The following is a 17,690-nucleotide window of genomic DNA, read 5'->3' as shown; positions in this document are numbered from 1 at the left end:
GAGTGCGAGGAGAAGCGGAGCAGGTGCAAACGCTCCGGAACAAACAAGAGGGAGAGAGACAGTGAGGAATTTACGCAATATCGGCCTTGCTGCCGGACTGGCGCTGAGCGTCTCGGTTTCGGCACTCAGTGCATACGCTTCCGAGCCTACGGTTCCGCCGGCGCCGACACCATTCCCCGCCGAGGGCAAGATCAACTATGTCGCGCGTGACTCCATTCTGGAGTTCAAGGCGCTCCCGCAATATCACGAGCCCGACTGGGTCACCGAGAAATACGTCAAGACCGGCAAGTTGCCGCCGGTGAAAGACAGGCTGCCGAAAGAGCCGCTGGTCTTCAAGACGGGCAACATGCAGGACGGCATCGGCGTCTATGGCGATACGATGCGCCATGTCATCGGCGGCCGGCCGGAAGGCTGGAACTACGGCGCCGGCCAGACGCAAGGCTGGGGCGGCATCGACATCGGCCTTTCCGAATGCCTGACGCGCACCGCGCCGCTGTTCCAGGTCGAGGCGAAGGACACCGAACCGCTGCCGAACCTGGCCAGGAGCTGGGACTGGTCGAGCGATGGCCACAAGCTGACCATGCACCTGGTCGAAGGAGCGAAGTGGTCGGATGGCGTTGCCTTCAACGCCGACGATGTCATGTTCTACTGGGACGACGAGGTCGTTGATCCCAATGTCTCGCCGCTGAACGGCGCCACAGAGGAAACCTTCGGTGTCGGCACGACGCTGAAGAGGATCGACGACTACACCGTCGAGTGGACCTTCAAGGAGGCGTTTCCGAAACAATATCTCTACGCGATGGCCTATGGCACCTTCTGTCCCGGCCCCGCGCACATATTGAAGCCGCAGCATCCGAAATATTCGAAGAACACCTACGACCAGTTCAAGAACGCCTTTCCGCCGGAATTCATGAACATGCCGGTGATGGGCGCCTGGGTGCCGGTCGAGTACCGGCCGGACGACATCATCGTCATGCGCCGCAACCCCTACTATTGGAAGGTCGACGAGAAGGGCAACCAGCTGCCTTACCTCAACGAGCTGCAATACAAGCTGTCGACCTGGGCCGACCGCGACGTCCAGGCGGTTGCCGGCTCGGCCGACTTCTCCAATCTCGAGCAGCCGGAAAACTTCGTCGCCTCGCTGAAGCGTGCGGCGGAGGCAAATGCGCCCGCCCGCCTGGCCTTTGGCCCGCGGCTGATCGGCTACAATCTGCGCATGAATTTTTCCGCCAATGGCTGGGGCAACCCGGACGAACGCGGGCAAGCCGTGCGCGAGCTGAACCGCAACGAGGACTTCCGCAAGGCCGTCACCATGGCGCTCGACCGCAAGGCGCTCGGCGACTCGCTGGTCAAGGGCCCGTTCACCGCCATCTATGCCGGCGGCCTGTCGTCAGGCACCAGCTTCTATGACCGCGATTCGACCGTCTACTACCCCTTCGACCTCGAGGGCGCCAAAGCGGAGCTCGCCAAGGCCGGCCTCAAGGATACGGACGGCGACGGTTTCGTGAACTTCCCGGCCAGCACCGCCGGCGGCAAGAACGTCGAGATCGTGATGCTGGTCAACAACGACTACACAACCGACAAGAGCCTTGCCGAAGGCGTCGTCGCCCAGATGGAAAAGCTCGGAATTCGGGTCGTGCTCAACGGGCTTAACGGCACCCAGCGCGACGCCTCGCAATATTCCGGCCGCTTCGACTGGCTGGTCCGGCGCAACGACCAGGAGCTGACATCGGTGGTGCAGAACACCGAGCAGCTCGCTCCCGTTGGCCCGAAGACCAGCTGGAACCACCGCGCGCCTGAAAGCGGCGAGGTAGACCTGATGCCTTTCGAGAAGGACCTCGTCGACATCGTCAACAAATTCGTCTCAACACAGGACAATGACCAGCGCGCGAGCCTGATGAAGCAGTTCCAGAAGATCTCGACGGAACACGTCTACAATGTCGGCCTGACAGAATATCCTGGCGCGCTGATCATCAACAAGCGCTTCTCGAACATTCCGCAGGGCACGCCGATCTTCATGTTCAACTGGGCCGAGGATTCGATCATCCGCGAACGGGTCTTTGTCGCGGCCGACAAGCAGGCGAAATACGAATTGTTCCCTGAGGAGCTGCCCGGCAAACCCGGAGACAAAGGCCCGATGAATTAGGGGTCCGATGAATTAGGTTTACCTCCCTGACCAAGAGAACTCCGGCCGCGCCGTTGGCGCGGCCGGACAAAACCAACCTCCGGACGCAACCAAAGGGCGCGATCGGCGAGACAAGGAAACGGACCGTCCATGTTGCGATTCCTGCTCACGCGCATAGCGTCGGCAATACCGGTCCTCGCCATTCTGAGCCTGGTCACCTTTGCCATCATCCAGGCGCCGCCGGGCGACTATGCCGACTACATCCGCTCGCAGCTGATCAACCAGGGCGGAGCCTCTTTCGCCGAGGCCGACGCGCAGGCCAAGGCCTATCGCATCGAGCACGGCCTCGATAAGCCGCTGCCCGTCCAGTATCTCAACTGGATCGGCGGCATCATCACCCGTGGCGATTTCGGCTACAGCCTCTATTACAACAAGCCGGTCGCCGACGTGGTCGGCGAGCGCCTGCCGCGCACGCTCATTCTGGCGCTGGTCTGCCATCTGCTCGCCTCGGTGCTCGGCATCACATTCGGCATATGGGCGGCGACACGGCAATACACCTGGATCGACTCGACGCTGTCGGCCATCTCCTTCCTCGGCATGACGGTGCCGCGCTTCCTGATGGCGCTGATCATCGTCTATCTCATGGTCTTCCAGTTCAACGTATCGGAGATCGGCAGCTTCTTCTCGCCGCAATATGGCGGCGCGCCATGGTCGTGGGCCAAATTCGCCGACCTGGTCAAACATGTCTGGCCGGTCGTGGCGATCGCCACCTTCGGCGGCCTCGCCTACAATATGCGCGTCATGCGCGGCAACCTGCTCGACACGCTGAATGCGCAATATGTCGAGACGGCCAGGGCCAAGGGGCTGACCGGCGCCGCCGTCGTCATGCGTCACGCCGTGCCCAACGCGCTGCACCCGCTCGTCATGTACCAGGGCGTGGTGCTGCCCTATATGCTGACCGGCGAGATCGAGACGGCGATCATCTTCGCGCTGCCGACCGTCGGCCCGGCAATCGTCGGCTCCATGGCGGTCGGCGACGTCTATGTCACCGCCACCTTCATGATGGTGCTGTCGGCGACGCTGATCGTCGGCAACATCATCGCCGACATGCTGCTCGTCCTGCTCGATCCGCGCGTCCGCCAGTTCGGAGAGGGTTAGATGTTGGCGCGCGATCCATCACCTCCACCGCTGCCGGCCGAAGGCCCCATCGTAGCCAAACCGGCGCGCGGCAATGAAAGCTACGTCGCGCTGGTCTGGCGCCGCCTGAAGCGCTCCTGGACCGGCATGGCCGGGCTTTGGCTGGTCGTGCTCCTGCTGGTGATGGCCGTGTTCGCCGAGTTCATGGCGCCAATGGACCCGAAGGTCACGGATGTCGGCTTCGCTCCGCCGCAGCTGCCAAGCTTCCATGACAAGGACGGCGGTTTCGTCGCGCGGCCGAGGGTCTATGCGCTGGCCGATTCGGCGGACCTCGATCCGGTCACCTTCCAGCCCGTCGTCGGTCCCGACTACGACAATCCAAGGCTGCTTGGTTTCTTCGTGCATGGCGCGCCCTACAAGCTGTTCGGGTTGTTGCCGGCGGACCGGCATCTGTTCGGCTCGCTGGACGGCCAGCCGGTGCATTTCCTCGGCACCGACAAGTTCGGCCGCGACGTGCTGTCGCGCGCCATCCACGGCTCGCGTGTCTCGCTGATGATCGCGCTGACGGTCGTCTTCATCATCACCGTCATCGGCACCACCGTCGGCATGGTCTCCGGCTATTTCGGCGGCAGGTTCGATGTCTGGATGCAGCGCTTCGTCGAACTGGTGCTCGCCTTCCCGCAACTGCCGCTCTATTTGGCGCTGACGACGTTGATCCCGGTCACCGCTCCCACCAACGTCTTCCTCGCCTTCGTCATCATCGTCATGTCGGCATTGGGCTGGGCGCAGATGTCGCGCGAGGTGCGCGGCAAGACGCTGGCGCTGGCGCGGATCGAGTATGTGCGCGCCGCTATGGCCGTCGGCGCCACCGACCGGCGCATCATCATGCAGCACATCTTCCCCAATGTGATGAGCCATGTGATCGTTGCCGTGACGCTGGCGATCCCGACCGTGGTGCTGCTCGAATCTTTCCTGGGTTTTCTCGGCTTCGCCGTCAAACCGCCGCTGATCTCGTGGGGCCTGATGCTGCAGGACACCGCGACCTATTCCGTCATCGGCACCTATCCCTGGATCCTGTCGCCGGTCGGTTTCGTGCTCGTCACCGTCTTTGCCTTCAACGCGCTGGGCGACGGCCTGCGCGACGCCGTCGATCCCTATTGAGGTGGCACAGATGTCCGTCGCGCTCGCCGAATCCTTCGCACCGATCATCCGTCACGACCATGACGGACGCCAGGACCAGCCCATCATCGACGCCCGCAACGTCGCCGTGGCCTTCAAGGTCGAGCATGGCGTCGTCGAAGCGGTCAAGGACATCTCGTTCCAGCTCTATCGCGGCGAAACGATCGCGATCGTCGGCGAATCCGGTTCTGGCAAGTCGGTGACGGCGCGCACCGTCATGGGATTGCTGTCGCGGCGCGCCACGGTGTCGCCCGGATCGAGCGTCTGCTATGACGGGCAAAACATCCTGAAATTTCCCGAGAGCGCCCGGCGCAAGCTGCGCGGCAACCGCATCTCGATGATCTTCCAGGAGCCGATGAGCTCGCTCAATCCGATCTATACGGTCGGCAGCCAGATCGTCGAGGCGATCCGGGTGCATCGTAAGGTCAGCCGCAAGCAGGCCTGGGCGCGCGCGCTCGAACTTCTGCAGCACGTGCAGATTCCCGACCCCGTCGCGCGGCTCAAGCAATACCCGCACCAGCTATCGGGCGGGCAACGCCAGCGGGTGATGATCGCCATGGCGCTGGCCAACAATCCAGATGTGCTGATCGCCGATGAGCCGACCACGGCGCTCGATGTCACCGTCCAGGCGCAGATCCTGAACCTGATCCGCAGCCTGCAGAAAGAGCTGCGCATGGCGGTCATCCTGATCACCCACGACCTGACCGTGGTGCGCCAGTTCTCCGACTACGTCTATGTCATGCAGCATGGCGAAATGTGCGAGCACAACGTCACCGAACGGCTGTTCGCCAACCCACAGCACCCCTATACGAGGCGGCTGCTGGCTTCCGAGCCGAGCGGGCAGCCGAAACCGCTGCCGGAGGGCTGCGGCACCATTCTCGAAGCCAGCGGCGTGCGCGTCTCATTCATGCTGCGCCACGGCACCTTCCTGAGGCCGGACTGGCGAGAACTGGTCGCCGTCGACGATCTTGGCCTGAAACTCTGCCGCCATGAGACGCTGGGGCTGGTCGGCGAGTCCGGCTCCGGCAAGACCACCTTCGGGCAGGCCCTGCTCAAGCTGATCGACGCCAAGCGCGGCGAGATCCGTTTCGACGGCAAGCCGATCCACGGCCTGTCGCGGGCCGAGATGCGACCGTTGCGCTCGCGCATGCAGATCGTCTTCCAGGATCCGTTCTCCTCGCTCAACCCGCGCATGACGATCGGCCAGATCATAGAGGAAGGGCTGATCGTCAACAGCATAGGGGCGACGCGGCGCGAGCGGGTCGAACGGGTGCGCGACGCGCTGGTCAGCGCCGGCATGCCGGGCGATATACTGTCACGGTTTCCGCACGAATTCTCCGGCGGCCAGCGCCAACGCATCGCGATCGCCCGCGCCATCGCGTTGGAACCCGAGTTCATCCTGCTCGACGAGCCAACTTCGGCGCTCGACCTCTCCGTCCAGGCGCAGATCATCGACCTGCTGCGCAAGCTGCAGGACGAGCGCGGCCTCAGCTACCTCTTCATCTCGCACGACCTCAAGGTGGTGCGCGCGCTGTGCCACCGCGTCGTCGTCATGCAGAACGGCAAGATCGTTGAGCAAGGCCCTGTCGACGACGTCCTGTCCAATCCCAAGACCGCCTACACCGAACGGCTCGTCAGGGCCGCTTTCGATGTGGCCTGAACATATGCCGGAGGTTAGCATGGCAAGAAATCCCAAGATCACTTTCATCGGCGCAGGCTCGACGGTGTTCATGAAGAACATTGTCGGCGACGTGCTGCAACGCCCGTCGCTGTCCGGCGCGACGATCGCACTGATGGACATCAATCCGCAGCGGCTGGAAGAGAGCGCCATCGTCGTCAACAAGCTGATCGCGACGCTAGGCGTCAAGGCGAAGGCCGAGACCCATTCGGACCAGCGCAAGGCGCTGGCGGGCGCAGATTTCGTCGTCGTCGCCTTCCAGATCGGCGGCTACGAGCCCTGCACGGTCACCGACTTCGAAGTGCCGAAGAAATACGGCCTGCGCCAGACGATCGCCGACACGCTCGGCGTCGGCGGCATTATGCGTGGCTTGAGGACCGTGCCGCATCTGTGGAAGATCTGCGAAGACATGCTCGCCGTCTGCCCGCAGGCGATCATGCTGCAATATGTCAACCCGATGGCGATCAACACCTGGGCGATATCAGAGAAATATCCCGAGATCAGGCAGGTCGGCCTCTGCCATTCGGTGCAGGGCACGGCAATGGAACTGGCCCACGACCTCGACCTTCCTTACGAAGAGATCCGCTATCGCTCGGCCGGTATCAACCACATGGCCTTCTATCTCAACTTCGAGCATCGCCAGCCGGACGGCTCCTATCGCGACCTCTATCCCGATCTCGTGCGCGCCTATCGCGAAGGCCGTGCGCCCAAGCCCGGCTGGAACCCGCGCTGCCCCAACAAGGTGCGCTACGAGATGCTGACCAGGCTCGGCTATTTCGTCACCGAAAGCTCGGAACATTTCGCTGAATACACGCCCTATTTCATCAAGGAAGGCCGCCCGGACCTGATCGAGAAATACGGCATCCCGCTGGATGAGTATCCCAAGCGCTGCATCGAGCAGATCGAGCGCTGGAAAGACCAGGCGCAGGCCTACCGCTCGGCCCAGCGCATCGAGGTCGAGGAGTCGAAGGAGTACGCCTCATCGATCATGAATTCGGTCTGGACGGGCGAACCCTCGGTGATCTACGGCAACGTCCGCAACAATGGCTGCATCACCTCGCTGCCCCGGGATTGCGCCGCCGAAGTGCCGTGCCTGGTCGATGCCTCCGGCATCCAGCCGACCTATGTCGGCGACCTGCCGCCGCAATTGACCGCGCTGATCCGCACCAACATCAACGTGCAGGAACTGACGGTGCGGGCGCTGATGAGCGAGAACCGCGAGCACATCTACCATGCGGCGATGATGGATCCGCACACCGCGGCCGAGCTCGATCTCGACCAGATCTGGTCACTGGTCGATGATCTCTTGGCTGCTCATGGTGAATGGCTGCCTGCCTGGGCGCGCTTGAAGCGCAAGAACGAGGCCGCCGCCTGATCGGCGGCGCCCAGCCTTAATTCGGAGCGTCGGGGTCCGTCTCTTCCTCGTCATCGCGGGCCTTGATGACATAGGCGCCCTTCAGCCAGCGGTTGAGGTCGATGTCCTTGCAGCGCGTCGAGCAGAACGGAAAGGTGTCGCGCGCCGAGGGCTTGCCGCATTCGGGGCAGGGGCGCTTTGGGCGCAAGGGCGTGACCTTGGAGTCGGAATTCACAGCCGGGTTCCCGCCAGCCAGCCGCCATGCACCTTGAAGCCTTCGCCGCTCAACAGGGCGACGGTCTCATACAGAGGCAGCCCGACGATGTTGGTGTAGGAGCCGACCAGCTTGACGACGAAGGCGCCGGCGAGACCCTGGACGGCGTAGCCGCCGGCCTTGCCGCGCCATTCACCCGAGGCGACATAGGCGTCGATCTCCTCGCGCGGCAGCCGCTTGAAGCGCACCCGCGTCTCGACCAGCCGCTGGCGCAGCTTGCCACCCGGCGTGATCAGGCAGATGCCGGAATAGACCCGGTGCGAGCGGCCGGACAACAGCCCGAGGCAGTTGGCGGCGTCGTCGAGGGTTTCTGCCTTGGGCAGGATGCGCCGCCCGACGGCAACCACCGTGTCGGCGGCCAGCACGAAGCCCGGCGCATAGTCGGCTTCGGTCTTCAGCGACGCGAACGCCTTCTCGGCCTTTTCCTTCGACAGCCGCTTGGCCAGCGAGCGCGGATGCTCGGCACGCAGCGGCGTTTCGTCGACATCGGCCGGCAGCACACGGTCCGGCTCGATGCCGGCCTGTTGCAAGAGCTCGATCCGGCGCGGCGAACCCGAGGCAAGCACCAGCTTCTGCAAAATGCTCATCGCGGACCAGTCGGGCTTTGCTTACTTGAAACGATAGGTGATGCGGCCCTTGGTCAGGTCGTATGGCGTCATCTCGACCAGAACCTTGTCGCCGGTCAGCACGCGAATGCGGTTCTTGCGCATGCGGCCGGCCGTATGGGCGATGATTTCATGTTCGTTTTCGAGCTTTACCCGAAACATCGCGTTCGGCAACAATTCCGTCACGACACCCGGAAACTCGAGGACTTCTTCCTTCGGCATTCGATACCTTTGCTTGGATGGTAGTTCCAGCACCCTGGCCGGAATTTCGGCGGAACCTATATGATAATCGTCCGCTTGTGAACACGCTTAATCCGCCGCGTTTTTTGCCTCTGGAAGCAAAAAACGTCGGCCTATGCGCAACTTCAGCCGCTCGCGCACGTCGCGATAACTAGCCATGATCTGTTCGCGCGTGCCGCCGGCATCGGTCGGGTCCGGCGTCGGCCAGTATTCGACCTCGACGGCGAGCGAGCGGGTAAGCTCAAGTGCGGCGTGGTGCGCTTCCGGCGCCAGCGTGACGATGAGGTCGAAATAGTCGTCCTCGAGATCGTCCATGGTCCTTGGGTGACACTCGCCCAGCGACAGGCCTTCTTCGGCCAGCACCGCATCGACGAACGGATCGCGCTCGCCGGCGCGAACGCCGGCCGAAGCGACGAAGATGGTGGCAGGCAGCATCCGCCGCGCCAGCTGCTCGGCCATTGGCGAGCGCACGGCATTCATGCCGCACAGGAACAGGATCGAACGGGGCAGGGCGCCGGGTGCCAGGACTAGCCCCGCCAGTGCAGCACACAGACCAGCGTGAACAGCCGGCGCGCCGTGTCGAAATCGATGTCGATCTTGCCGGAGAGCCGGTCCATCAGCGTCTGCGAGCCTTCATTGTGCAGGCCGCGGCGGCCCATGTCGATCGCCTCGATGTGGCTCGGTGTCGAGGAGCGGATGGCGTCGTAATAGCTCTCGCAGATCATGTAGTAGTCCTTGACGATGCGCCTCAGCGGCGTCAGCGACAGGATATGGGTGACGACGGCGGCGCCATCCTCGCGGGCCACGGCAAACACCAGGCGCTGCTCGGCCAGCGACAGTTTTAGCCGATAGGGCCCAGGGCCGCTGTCATTGACCGGCTGAAAACTGTTTTCCTCGATCAGGTCGAAGATCGCCACCGCGCGCTCATGCTCGACATCGGGTGTCGAACGGCCGATCGATTCATCGAGTTCGACATCGATCAGCCTGGCGCGGGTTTGATCGGAGTCCGACATCGCGGCCTACATGTTCAACCGTATGGCGACGGAGCGTCCGTGCGCGTCAAGGCCTTCCGCCTTGGCGAGCGCAATCGCCGCCGGCGCCAGGACCCGCAACTGCTCCGGCCCAAGCTTGAGGATCGAGGTGCGCTTGACGAAGTCGAGCACCGACAGCCCGGACGAGAAGCGCGCCGAGCGTGCCGTCGGCAGCACATGGTTGGAGCCGCCGACATAGTCGCCGATGGCTTCCGGCGTGTGGCGGCCCAGAAACACGGCACCGGCATTGCGCATCCGCGACAGGAAACCCTCGGCATCGTCGATTGCCAATTCGACATGTTCGGCGGCGATGCGGTCGACCAGCGGCAGCGAGGATTCAATGGTTGGAACCAGGATCACGGCGCCGAAATCGCGCCAGCTCGCCGCTGCCGTCTCGGCGCGCGGCAGGCTCTGCAGCTGGCGCTCGACCGCCTGTTCGACAGCGATGCCGAAGGCCGGATCGTCGGTGACCAGGATCGACTGCGCCGATGTGTCGTGCTCGGCCTGGGCCAGCAGGTCGGCGGCGATCCAGTCCGGATCATTGCTGCCGTCGGCCACGACAAGCACTTCCGACGGCCCGGCGATCATGTCGATGCCGACGGTGCCGAACACCTGGCGCTTGGCCGCCGCGACATAGGCATTGCCCGGTCCGACGATCTTGGCGACCGGCCGGATGGTTTCCGTGCCGTAGGCAAGGGCTGCGATCGCCTGCGCGCCGCCGACGCGGTAGATTTCGGATACCCCGGCGATATCGGCAGCCACCAGCACCAGCGGATTGATGATGCCGCCCGGCGCCGGCACGACCATGACGATGCGCTCGACGCCGGCCACCCTGGCCGGGACTGCGTTCATCAGCACCGAGCTTGGATAGCTCGCCGTGCCGCCCGGCACATAGAGCCCGACCGCCTCGACCGCCGTCCAGCGCCAGCCGAGTTCCACGCCGGCGGCATCCGTATAGCGATCGTCCTTCGGCCGCTGCCGTTCGTGATGGGAGCGGATGCGGTCGCGCGCGAATTCCAGCGCCTCGATCGTCTTTGGGTCGGCGGCCTTGTAAGCCTGCGCGATGTCGTCCTTCGAGACGGCGATGCCCAGTCCAGCCAGATCGGCGCGATCGAATTTCTGCGAATAGTCGATCAGCGCCGCGTCGCCCTCCGCGCGCACGAGCGCGATGATGTCGCGCACCGCGGCATCGACATCGGCGGACACTTCCCGCTTGGTCAGTAGGAAGGCGGCGAAACGCCGCTCGAAATCGGCATCGGATTGACGAAGCGTGATGGCCATCGGACGCTCAGGCCTTGTGGATGGGGCGCGAGGTGGCTTCCCACGCCCCGCCAATATCGGCAAGGCGGGCCTCGATGCATTCGACGTCGAGCATGATCGCGCCGCCGCCCGCAAAGATCAACTCGACGATGCCGGCCGGCTTGCTGATCTCGATGAAGCTGATCGCCAGCAGCGACAGGATCTCGGCGGGCTTGTCGCGGTCGATGCCGCTGGTCTTGGCGCCGAGCACCCGGTCGAAATGCAGCACGGCCTGCCGCCGCTCATTGTGCTGGCGAAACAGGCCGGATTTGGCCTCCCAGACGAAACGGTTCATGGTCAGCAAGAAACGCTTGGCCGCAGGCAGGAATTCGAGGTCGCTGACTTTCAGTACGGCGTCCTGGACATGAGCCGAAACAATGCTCAGATCCTGGTCGTCGAGCGCGATAAGCTTAAGGCCGGTCATGCGGATTTCGCACCTGAAGGTTGATAACTGAACCTTCTGTTAGGCGGTCTTTCCCGTCGGCGCAACCGCACCGCAAGGCCTTGCGATTGGCCTATGCGGAAATCCGCTCGATCTCCGCGCCGCAGTTGGACAGCTTTTCTTCCAGCCGTTCGAAGCCGCGGTCGAGATGGTAGACCCGGTTGACCGTGGTCTCGCCTTCGGCCGCGAGGCCGGCGATGACCAGCGACACGGAAGCGCGAAGATCGGTCGCCATGACCGGGGCGCCCTTCAGCTTCGGCACGCCGTCGACGATCGCCGTCTGGCCCGAAAGCGTGATGTGGGCGCCGAGCCGCGCCAGTTCCTGCACATGCATGAAGCGGTTTTCGAAAATCGTCTCGGTGATGCGCGACTTGCCCTTCGCCATGGTCATCAGACCCATGAACTGCGCCTGCAAATCGGTCGGGAAGGCCGGGAAGGGTGCGGTCGTCACGTCGACCGGCGAAATGCCGGCGCCGTTGCGCTTCACGCGAATGCCGGAATTGGTCGGCGTGATTTCGGCGCCGGTCTGGGCGATCACGTCCAGTGCCGTCTGCAGCAGCTCCGGCCGCGCGCCTTCGAGCACGACGTCGCCGCCGGTCATGGCGACGGCCATGGCATAGGTGCCGGTCTCGATGCGGTCGGGAATGACGCGCACGCGCGCACCCGACAGCGATTCGACGCCATCGATGGTGATGGTTGGCGTTCCGGCGCCATGGATCTTGGCGCCCATGGCGTTGAGGCATTCGGCGAGGTTGACGATCTCCGGCTCGCAGGCCGCGTTTTCCAGCACCGTCTCGCCCTTGGCGAGTGCCGCGGCCATCATCAGCACATGGGTGGCGCCGACCGAGACTTTCGGGAAGATGTAGCGGTTGCCGACAAGGCGGCCATTCCTGGTCTTGGCGATGACATAGCCGGTGTCGACGTCGATATCGGCGCCCAGCGCCTGCAGGCCTTCAAGGAACAGATCGACCGGGCGCGTGCCGATGGCGCAACCACCCGGCAGCGACACCTTGGCCTCGCCCATGCGGGCCAGCAGCGGGCCGATCACCCAGAACGAGGCGCGCATCTTCGACACCAGCTCGTAGGGCGCCGTCGTGTCGACAATGTTGCGGGCGGAGAAGTTGATGGTGCGCGAATAGCCCTCATTCTGCTTCTCGCGGCGGCCATTGACCGAATAATCGACGCCGTGATTGCCGAGGATGCGGATCAGCTGCTCGACATCGGCCAGATGCGGCACGTTTTCCAGCGTCAGCGTGTCGTCGGTGAGCAGCGAGGCGATCATCAGGGGCAGGGCCGCGTTTTTCGCGCCCGAGATCGGAATGCTTCCGGAGAGCTTGTTGCCCCCGACAATTCTGATGCGATCCATGGAAGAACGTCCCTCTCGGCCAAAAAGGCCGGTTCAATCGTTTGAGTAGCGGCCCGTCTAGACCATTGGCCGGCTTGGTTCAAGAAATAGGATTTCGCCCACCCCGGGCCAAGAGTGGCCGATTTGAGTTAATCTTTTTGTATTTCCTTCGATGCAGCAAGCCCGTCCGGCCGCAGATCGGCTTCTCCGGTGCGGCGCGAGCGCGACTGCGCCTTGCGCTTCTGCAGATTGGCGCGCAATTGCTCGGCCAGCCGATCCTTGCGGATTGTCGCGCTGTTTTTCGGTGGAATTGTCTTGTCTTCCATCGCCCCGTCCCCGCCGGCGACCCACCAGCTTGCTGTTCAGGGATTAGCCAACATTGTGGCACGGCCATGTCATTAAAAGCTATCCGGCAAAGGCTTTCACAGAAGCGTTGCACTTGGCCTTGCGCTTGCCGGTTCGATATGGCAGAAGCCCCGCCATCAGCGGCTGCGGTAGCTCAGTGGTAGAGCACTCCCTTGGTAAGGGAGAGGTCGAGAGTTCAATCCTCTCTCGCAGCACCAGTTCCCAACGATCAGCATTGTCGTGAATTTTGTCCCTTGCATTTGCGAGGCAGGGCTCGCGCATCGCGCCTTCGAGCCGAGATGCATTTCGGCATCGACACGATTCGTTAACCAAGATGCTGTTCATCGGCAGACGTGTTGTGGAATGGATGCCCGTCTGCGCCGGTCAAGTCCGTGCCTTGTCAGGGAGTGGGCCGAAAGGCTCCTCGTATGGGCGGCGACCTCAATCGCCCGAAACTAAAAGAATGTGCAAGGCATGAACGTGATTGAAAACGAGCAAAACGCGCCCGGCGCTTCCCATCGTTGGACATTGCTGCCGGCCATGATGGCGACGTTCCTTTGCCTGTGCGTCAGCAGCGCGTTCGCGGAGACGCGCGCTTTGAGGATTCAACATCTCCATACGGGCGAGAAGGCTGAAATCGTCTTCAAGCGCAACGGGCGCTACGATCCGGCGGGATTGAAGAAGATCAATCTCATGCTGCGCGACTGGCGTCGCAACGAACCGACGAAGATGGATCCGCGCCTGCTCGATCTTGTCTGGCAGGCTTACCGCGCCAGCGGCTCGACGGCCTATATCCATGTGGTCAGCGCCTATCGTTCGCCGGCGACGAACGCAATGCTGCGCAGCCGCTCCAAGGGCGTGGCCCGGGAAAGCCAACATATGGTTGGCCGCGCGATGGATTTCTTCCTGCCGGATGTGCCGCTGAAGAAGTTGCGCGACATCGGCCTCAAGATGCAGGGCGGCGGGGTGGGCTATTACCCGACCTCCGGTTCGCCTTTCATACATATGGATGTCGGCAATGTGCGGCATTGGCCGGGCATCAGCCGCCAGGAACTCGCCAGGGTATTTCCCAACGGCAACACACTGCATGTGCCGAGCGACGGCAAACCGCTGCCCGGCTACGAGCAGGCGTTTGCCGCCTACAAATCGCGCAAGGGCGCCGGCACGCCCAACATCGAACTGGCAAGCGTCGACGGCGGCCAACGCAGGCCGCGCGGCCTGCTGGCGACGCTTCTGGGTGGAGACGAGTCGGATGATGTCGCGGAGGCGGTGCCGGCACCACGCAAGCCGGCCAGGTCCGTTGAACCCAGGCCTGCCGGCATCGCGATCGTGCCGCCGCAGGATGCCCAGCGGGCGGACATCCAGATGGCTTCCGGCGATGCAGGCGAGGAACCGCCAGTTGGACAGAAGGGGAAGACGCCTGAAGCGATCGTCATGGCCATGGCGCCGGGCTCGGTGCCGCTGCCCGCCTTCGCACCGCGCACCGAGCTTGCGGCACCCGTTCCGACCCCGCAAACCGCACCGTTGGCAATCGCCGATGCGTCCACGGCGCGGGCCGAACTGGCCGCTGCCAAGCCGGCAGCCGCCAATGCCGAAATTCCCACGGGTAAGGCGGATGCCGCTGTCGCGAGCGTCGCGCCGGACATGGTGGCGCTCAACATCCCCTTGCCGACATGGCGGCCGGAAAGCCGGACAAGTCCGGTGCGCCAGCCGGAAGCAGCCAAATCTCGCGATGCGGTCGGTGCCCTCCTGGCCATGCAGCACGCCGCTGACGGCCTTGATCGGCTGGCCGCTGAGCAGGTTGCAGTTCCCCCATCGAAGCCCGAAGATCGCGTCAGGGCCAGCCCGAAGGCAGACCGCGTCCAGCCACGTCTCGATCCCGAAGCCACCGCCGTCATTGTGCCAGCCGCGTTGTCCGGCCGGCCGATCGGGACAGGTCGCGGCATCGTCGGCGGAGCCAGGCCTGCGACGGCGCCCGTCATTGCTGCCAATCTCATCCGCACGGCGCCGGAGCATGTCTATCTCGACGGATTCCAGCCGCGAGGACAGACGTCCGATCACCGCCGCTTCACCGGCTCCGCGGTCAAGTTCTTGCCCATCGCCAGCTTCAAATAGGCTGGCCGCGTCCGGGATTTGACATATAGGGAGCAGGCGTGTCGTGGACGGCGAATGCACCCGTTCGACCTGACATGAAATGTGGTGCACGATGCGGATCGCAGGGTCGCAGAGGGATTGCGCAACCCATCCTGAAATCTTGCCGAACGGCTCTGTAAAATAATTTCCAAATTTGACAATCTTGCATGGAATTGTAAGATAATCATCTTCCGTCAGCGATAGGCGATGACCATGTCCATCCGTGAAGAACTGGCCAACATGACCGTGGCGTTCACCTCCGCGGAAGAGAAGATCGTCCAGGTCCTGCTTGCCGATTATCCCATGTCGGGGCTGGGCACCGCGACCAGGCTGGCGCGGCGGGCCGGCGTCAGCGACCCGAGTGTGACGCGCCTGATGACCAAGCTTGGCTATGTCGGCTTTGCCGACTTCCAGGCGCGCCTGCTCACCGAAGTCGAATCGAGGCTGCATTCGCCGCTTTTGATGATGGAGGCCAAGCGTCCGGGCGGCTCCAGCGAAGGCACCGCACTCGCCTATTTCCATTCGGTTTCCGACAGTCTCGAGCGCACCCGCACCGCGGTGCCGGTGCAGGCCTACACGCGCGCCGTCAACATGCTGCTTGAGAGCAAGGGCCAGGTCGTGCTGCTGGGCGGCCGGTTCAGCCGGCATATCGCATCCATGCTGGCCGGCTACCTCCTGCAGTTCCGCTCTGGCGTGCGCGACATCGGTTCGTTGAGCCCCGCCGATTTCGACCTGTTGATCGACCTTGGCAAGCGCGACCTGCTCGTCGTCTTCGACTACCGGCGCTACCAGTCGGACGTGGTGAGATTTGCGCAGCAGGCCAAGGAACGCGGCGTCTCCATCCTGCTGTTCACCGATGTGTGGTTGTCGCCGATATCAGAGGTCGCCGACCTGACCATGGTCGCGGCGATCGACGCCAACTCGCCCTTCGACACGCTGGCCACCGCCGTTGCCCAGATGGAAACCGTCTTTGCCCATGCGCTGGAAGGCCATGGCGCCGGGGTACGCAAGCGCATCGAGGACATCGAGAAGATCCGCAGCGCCAATGCCGTCACCCTCGATGCCGCCCTATCGCCGCCGGACGCCGAAGCCGCCAAACCCGGAACCTCTAGGAAATAGCGTCGATGTGCACAGCGTCGCGATGCAACAAGGGAAAAGAAAATGCCTGACAACCAGACCATCATCGAAGCCGTGCAGGCTGAGATCGAGACCGATCGCGACTGGTTGATCGGGCTGACCCGCGACATGGTCCGCATCCCTTCGGTGAACCCCAAATTCGAGCCCAATCCGGCGATCAACCGCGAGGCGGACGTCCAGGCGCTGCTTGAGCCGATCCTCAAGCAGGACGGTTTCAGGACCGAACAATGGGATGCCTTGCCCGGCCGGCCCAATCTGGTCGGCGAATGGGCTGGAGACGAGGACCGCAGCCTGATCCTGTGCGGCCATATCGACGTCGTGCCGGTCGGCGCGATGAAGGACTGGTCGGTCGATCCGTTCGGCGGCGAGATCACCAATGGCCGGCTTTATGGCCGTGGCGCCGTCGACATGAAGGGCGGCGTCGCCGCCTGCATCGCCGCAGCACGCGCGATCCGCAAGGCGGGCATCACGCTGCAGGGCCGGCTGGCCATCCATTCCGTCGTCGATGAGGAAGCCGGCGGCTTCGGCGCTATGGACGCCGTGAAGAAGGGCAAGCTCGCCAAGGCGGTGCTGGTCGCCGAACCAACCTGGGGCGATGTCCTGCCGGTCGAAGGCGGGTTGGAATGGGCGCGGGTGACGATCCGCGGCCGCAACGCCCATTCGGCGCTGCGCTACAACGAGATCTATCCGCAGCGCCACGACAAGGACCGGCTGGAGCCGGGCGTCAACGCGATCGAGATCGCCGCCCGCTTCATCGGGGCCGTACGCCAGTATGAGCTGGACCGCACGCGGGCGAAATCCCATCCGCTGCTGCCGCTCGGCATGAACACCATCAACATCGGCGTCATGCATGGCGGCACTGGCCTTGGCGAACACGGCCTGCCGACCGTGATGACCAACCCGGCCATCATTCCCGATGTCGCGGTGCTCGACCTCGACATGAAATTCCTGCCGGATGAGAACTCGGCCGACTATCGCCGCGACTTCGAGGCCTTCGTCCACCATTTCGCGCAAACCGATGCCTGGCTGCGCGACAATCCGCCTGCCATCCAGTGGGAGCTCGGCGGCCTGTATTTCCCGCCGATGAACACGCCGGTCGATCATCCGCTGGTGACATCGCTGATGAAGCGCAAGGCGATGGTCGGCAAGGCGCCGCAGGCGCGCGGCTTCGTCGCCGTGTGCGATGCCGCGCACTATGCCGGCGCCGGCGTCGACGGTGTCATCTTCGGCCCGTCGGGCGACGGTTTTCACGGTGCCAACGAATATGTCGAGGTCGAATCGGTGGTCGAGACCGCCAAGGTGATCGCCGCTTCGGTGATCGACTGGTGCGGCATCCGCTGAGGCGGAGCCGCTACTTCGAAAACGG

At 63.7% G+C, this 17,690-nt stretch carries 17 protein-coding genes and 1 tRNA gene; 9 read left to right on the top strand and 9 right to left on the bottom strand.

The features are described from left to right. Positions 1-61: 61 nt before the first annotated feature. The 5 genes from HB777_24610 to HB777_24590 all read left to right on the top strand — a co-directional run bounded on the left by HB777_24610 (position 62) and on the right by HB777_24590 (position 7,494). Positions 62-2,146 carry an ABC transporter substrate-binding protein gene (locus HB777_24610; protein ID QND66777.1) on the top strand — a complete coding sequence of 695 codons (2,085 nt, stop codon included), beginning with the start codon at positions 62-64 and terminating at the stop codon, positions 2,144-2,146. A 129-nt stretch (positions 2,147-2,275) separates the two neighbouring features. Then, on the top strand, positions 2,276-3,283 hold the full coding sequence (locus HB777_24605) for an ABC transporter permease (protein QND66776.1): 1,008 nt from the start codon (positions 2,276-2,278) through the stop codon (positions 3,281-3,283). Next, positions 3,284-4,423 (top strand): ABC transporter permease, encoded by a 1,140-nt coding sequence (locus tag HB777_24600; protein QND66775.1) that lies wholly within the window; start codon positions 3,284-3,286, stop codon positions 4,421-4,423. Between the two features lie 10 nt (positions 4,424-4,433). Further along, on the top strand, positions 4,434-6,101 hold the full coding sequence (locus HB777_24595; protein ID QND66774.1) for an ABC transporter ATP-binding protein: 1,668 nt from the start codon (positions 4,434-4,436) through the stop codon (positions 6,099-6,101). Between the two features lie 19 nt (positions 6,102-6,120). Next, on the top strand, positions 6,121-7,494 hold the full coding sequence (locus tag HB777_24590; protein QND66773.1) for an alpha-glucosidase/alpha-galactosidase: 1,374 nt from the start codon (positions 6,121-6,123) through the stop codon (positions 7,492-7,494). Positions 7,495-7,510: 16 nt separating this feature from the next. Here HB777_24590 and yacG read toward each other — a convergent pair whose 3' ends face one another. From yacG to HB777_24545, 9 genes are all read right to left on the bottom strand, one after another. Beyond that, positions 7,511-7,708, bottom strand: coding sequence for a DNA gyrase inhibitor YacG (gene yacG / locus HB777_24585; GenBank protein QND66772.1), 198 nt, complete (start codon positions 7,706-7,708; stop codon positions 7,511-7,513). Continuing rightward, positions 7,705-8,334, bottom strand: coding sequence for a Maf-like protein (locus tag HB777_24580; protein QND66771.1), 630 nt, complete (start codon positions 8,332-8,334; stop codon positions 7,705-7,707). Before HB777_24580 ends, yacG begins: the two co-directional genes overlap by 4 nt. Before the next feature lie 21 nt (positions 8,335-8,355). Further along, complete coding sequence (gene infA, locus HB777_24575; GenBank protein ID QND66770.1) at positions 8,356-8,574, bottom strand: translation initiation factor IF-1; 219 nt, start codon at positions 8,572-8,574, stop codon at positions 8,356-8,358. A gap of 87 nt (positions 8,575-8,661) precedes the next feature. Beyond that, positions 8,662-9,132, bottom strand: a complete 471-nt coding sequence (locus HB777_24570; protein QND68896.1) for a low molecular weight phosphatase family protein — start codon at positions 9,130-9,132, stop codon at positions 8,662-8,664. After that, positions 9,120-9,605 carry a UPF0262 family protein gene (locus HB777_24565; GenBank protein QND66769.1) on the bottom strand — a complete coding sequence of 162 codons (486 nt, stop codon included), beginning with the start codon at positions 9,603-9,605 and terminating at the stop codon, positions 9,120-9,122. The genes HB777_24570 and HB777_24565 overlap by 13 nt, the downstream gene beginning before the upstream one ends. Positions 9,606-9,611: 6 nt before the next feature. After that, entirely contained in the window at positions 9,612-10,904 is a 1,293-nt protein-coding gene (gene hisD / locus HB777_24560) for a histidinol dehydrogenase (GenBank protein QND66768.1), read from the bottom strand. 7 nt (positions 10,905-10,911) lie between these two features. Continuing rightward, the gene (locus HB777_24555) at positions 10,912-11,346 is read right to left on the bottom strand and encodes a DUF2948 family protein (GenBank protein QND66767.1); all 435 of its coding nucleotides are present in this window, start codon (positions 11,344-11,346) and stop codon (positions 10,912-10,914) included. Between the two features lie 91 nt (positions 11,347-11,437). Then, a complete protein-coding gene (gene murA, locus HB777_24550; protein ID QND66766.1) occupies positions 11,438-12,730 on the bottom strand; it encodes a UDP-N-acetylglucosamine 1-carboxyvinyltransferase in 1,293 nt (430 codons plus the stop codon). Positions 12,731-12,858: 128 nt separating this feature from the next. Further along, positions 12,859-13,035 (bottom strand): hypothetical protein, encoded by a 177-nt coding sequence (locus HB777_24545; protein ID QND66765.1) that lies wholly within the window; start codon positions 13,033-13,035, stop codon positions 12,859-12,861. Between the two features lie 162 nt (positions 13,036-13,197). On the opposite strand from HB777_24545, the gene HB777_24540 reads away from it, so the two are divergent. The 4 genes from HB777_24540 to HB777_24525 all read left to right on the top strand — a co-directional run bounded on the left by HB777_24540 (position 13,198) and on the right by HB777_24525 (position 17,665). Then, positions 13,198-13,272, top strand: a tRNA-Thr gene (locus tag HB777_24540). Between the two features lie 256 nt (positions 13,273-13,528). Continuing rightward, positions 13,529-15,169: a DUF882 domain-containing protein gene (locus HB777_24535; GenBank protein ID QND66764.1), complete on the top strand. Its 1,641-nt coding sequence runs from the start codon at positions 13,529-13,531 to the stop codon at positions 15,167-15,169. Between the two features lie 231 nt (positions 15,170-15,400). Beyond that, entirely contained in the window at positions 15,401-16,306 is a 906-nt protein-coding gene (locus HB777_24530; GenBank protein ID QND66763.1) for a MurR/RpiR family transcriptional regulator, read from the top strand. A 42-nt stretch (positions 16,307-16,348) separates the two neighbouring features. Beyond that, positions 16,349-17,665: an ArgE/DapE family deacylase gene (locus HB777_24525; protein ID QND66762.1), complete on the top strand. Its 1,317-nt coding sequence runs from the start codon at positions 16,349-16,351 to the stop codon at positions 17,663-17,665. Positions 17,666-17,690 lie beyond the last annotated feature (25 nt).

Source organism: Mesorhizobium loti (genome assembly GCA_014189435.1).
Taxonomy (GTDB): domain Bacteria; phylum Pseudomonadota; class Alphaproteobacteria; order Rhizobiales; family Rhizobiaceae; genus Mesorhizobium; species Mesorhizobium loti_G.
The sequence above is the reverse complement of the archived record's forward strand: the minus strand, read 5'-3'. Positions and strand labels throughout refer to the sequence as shown.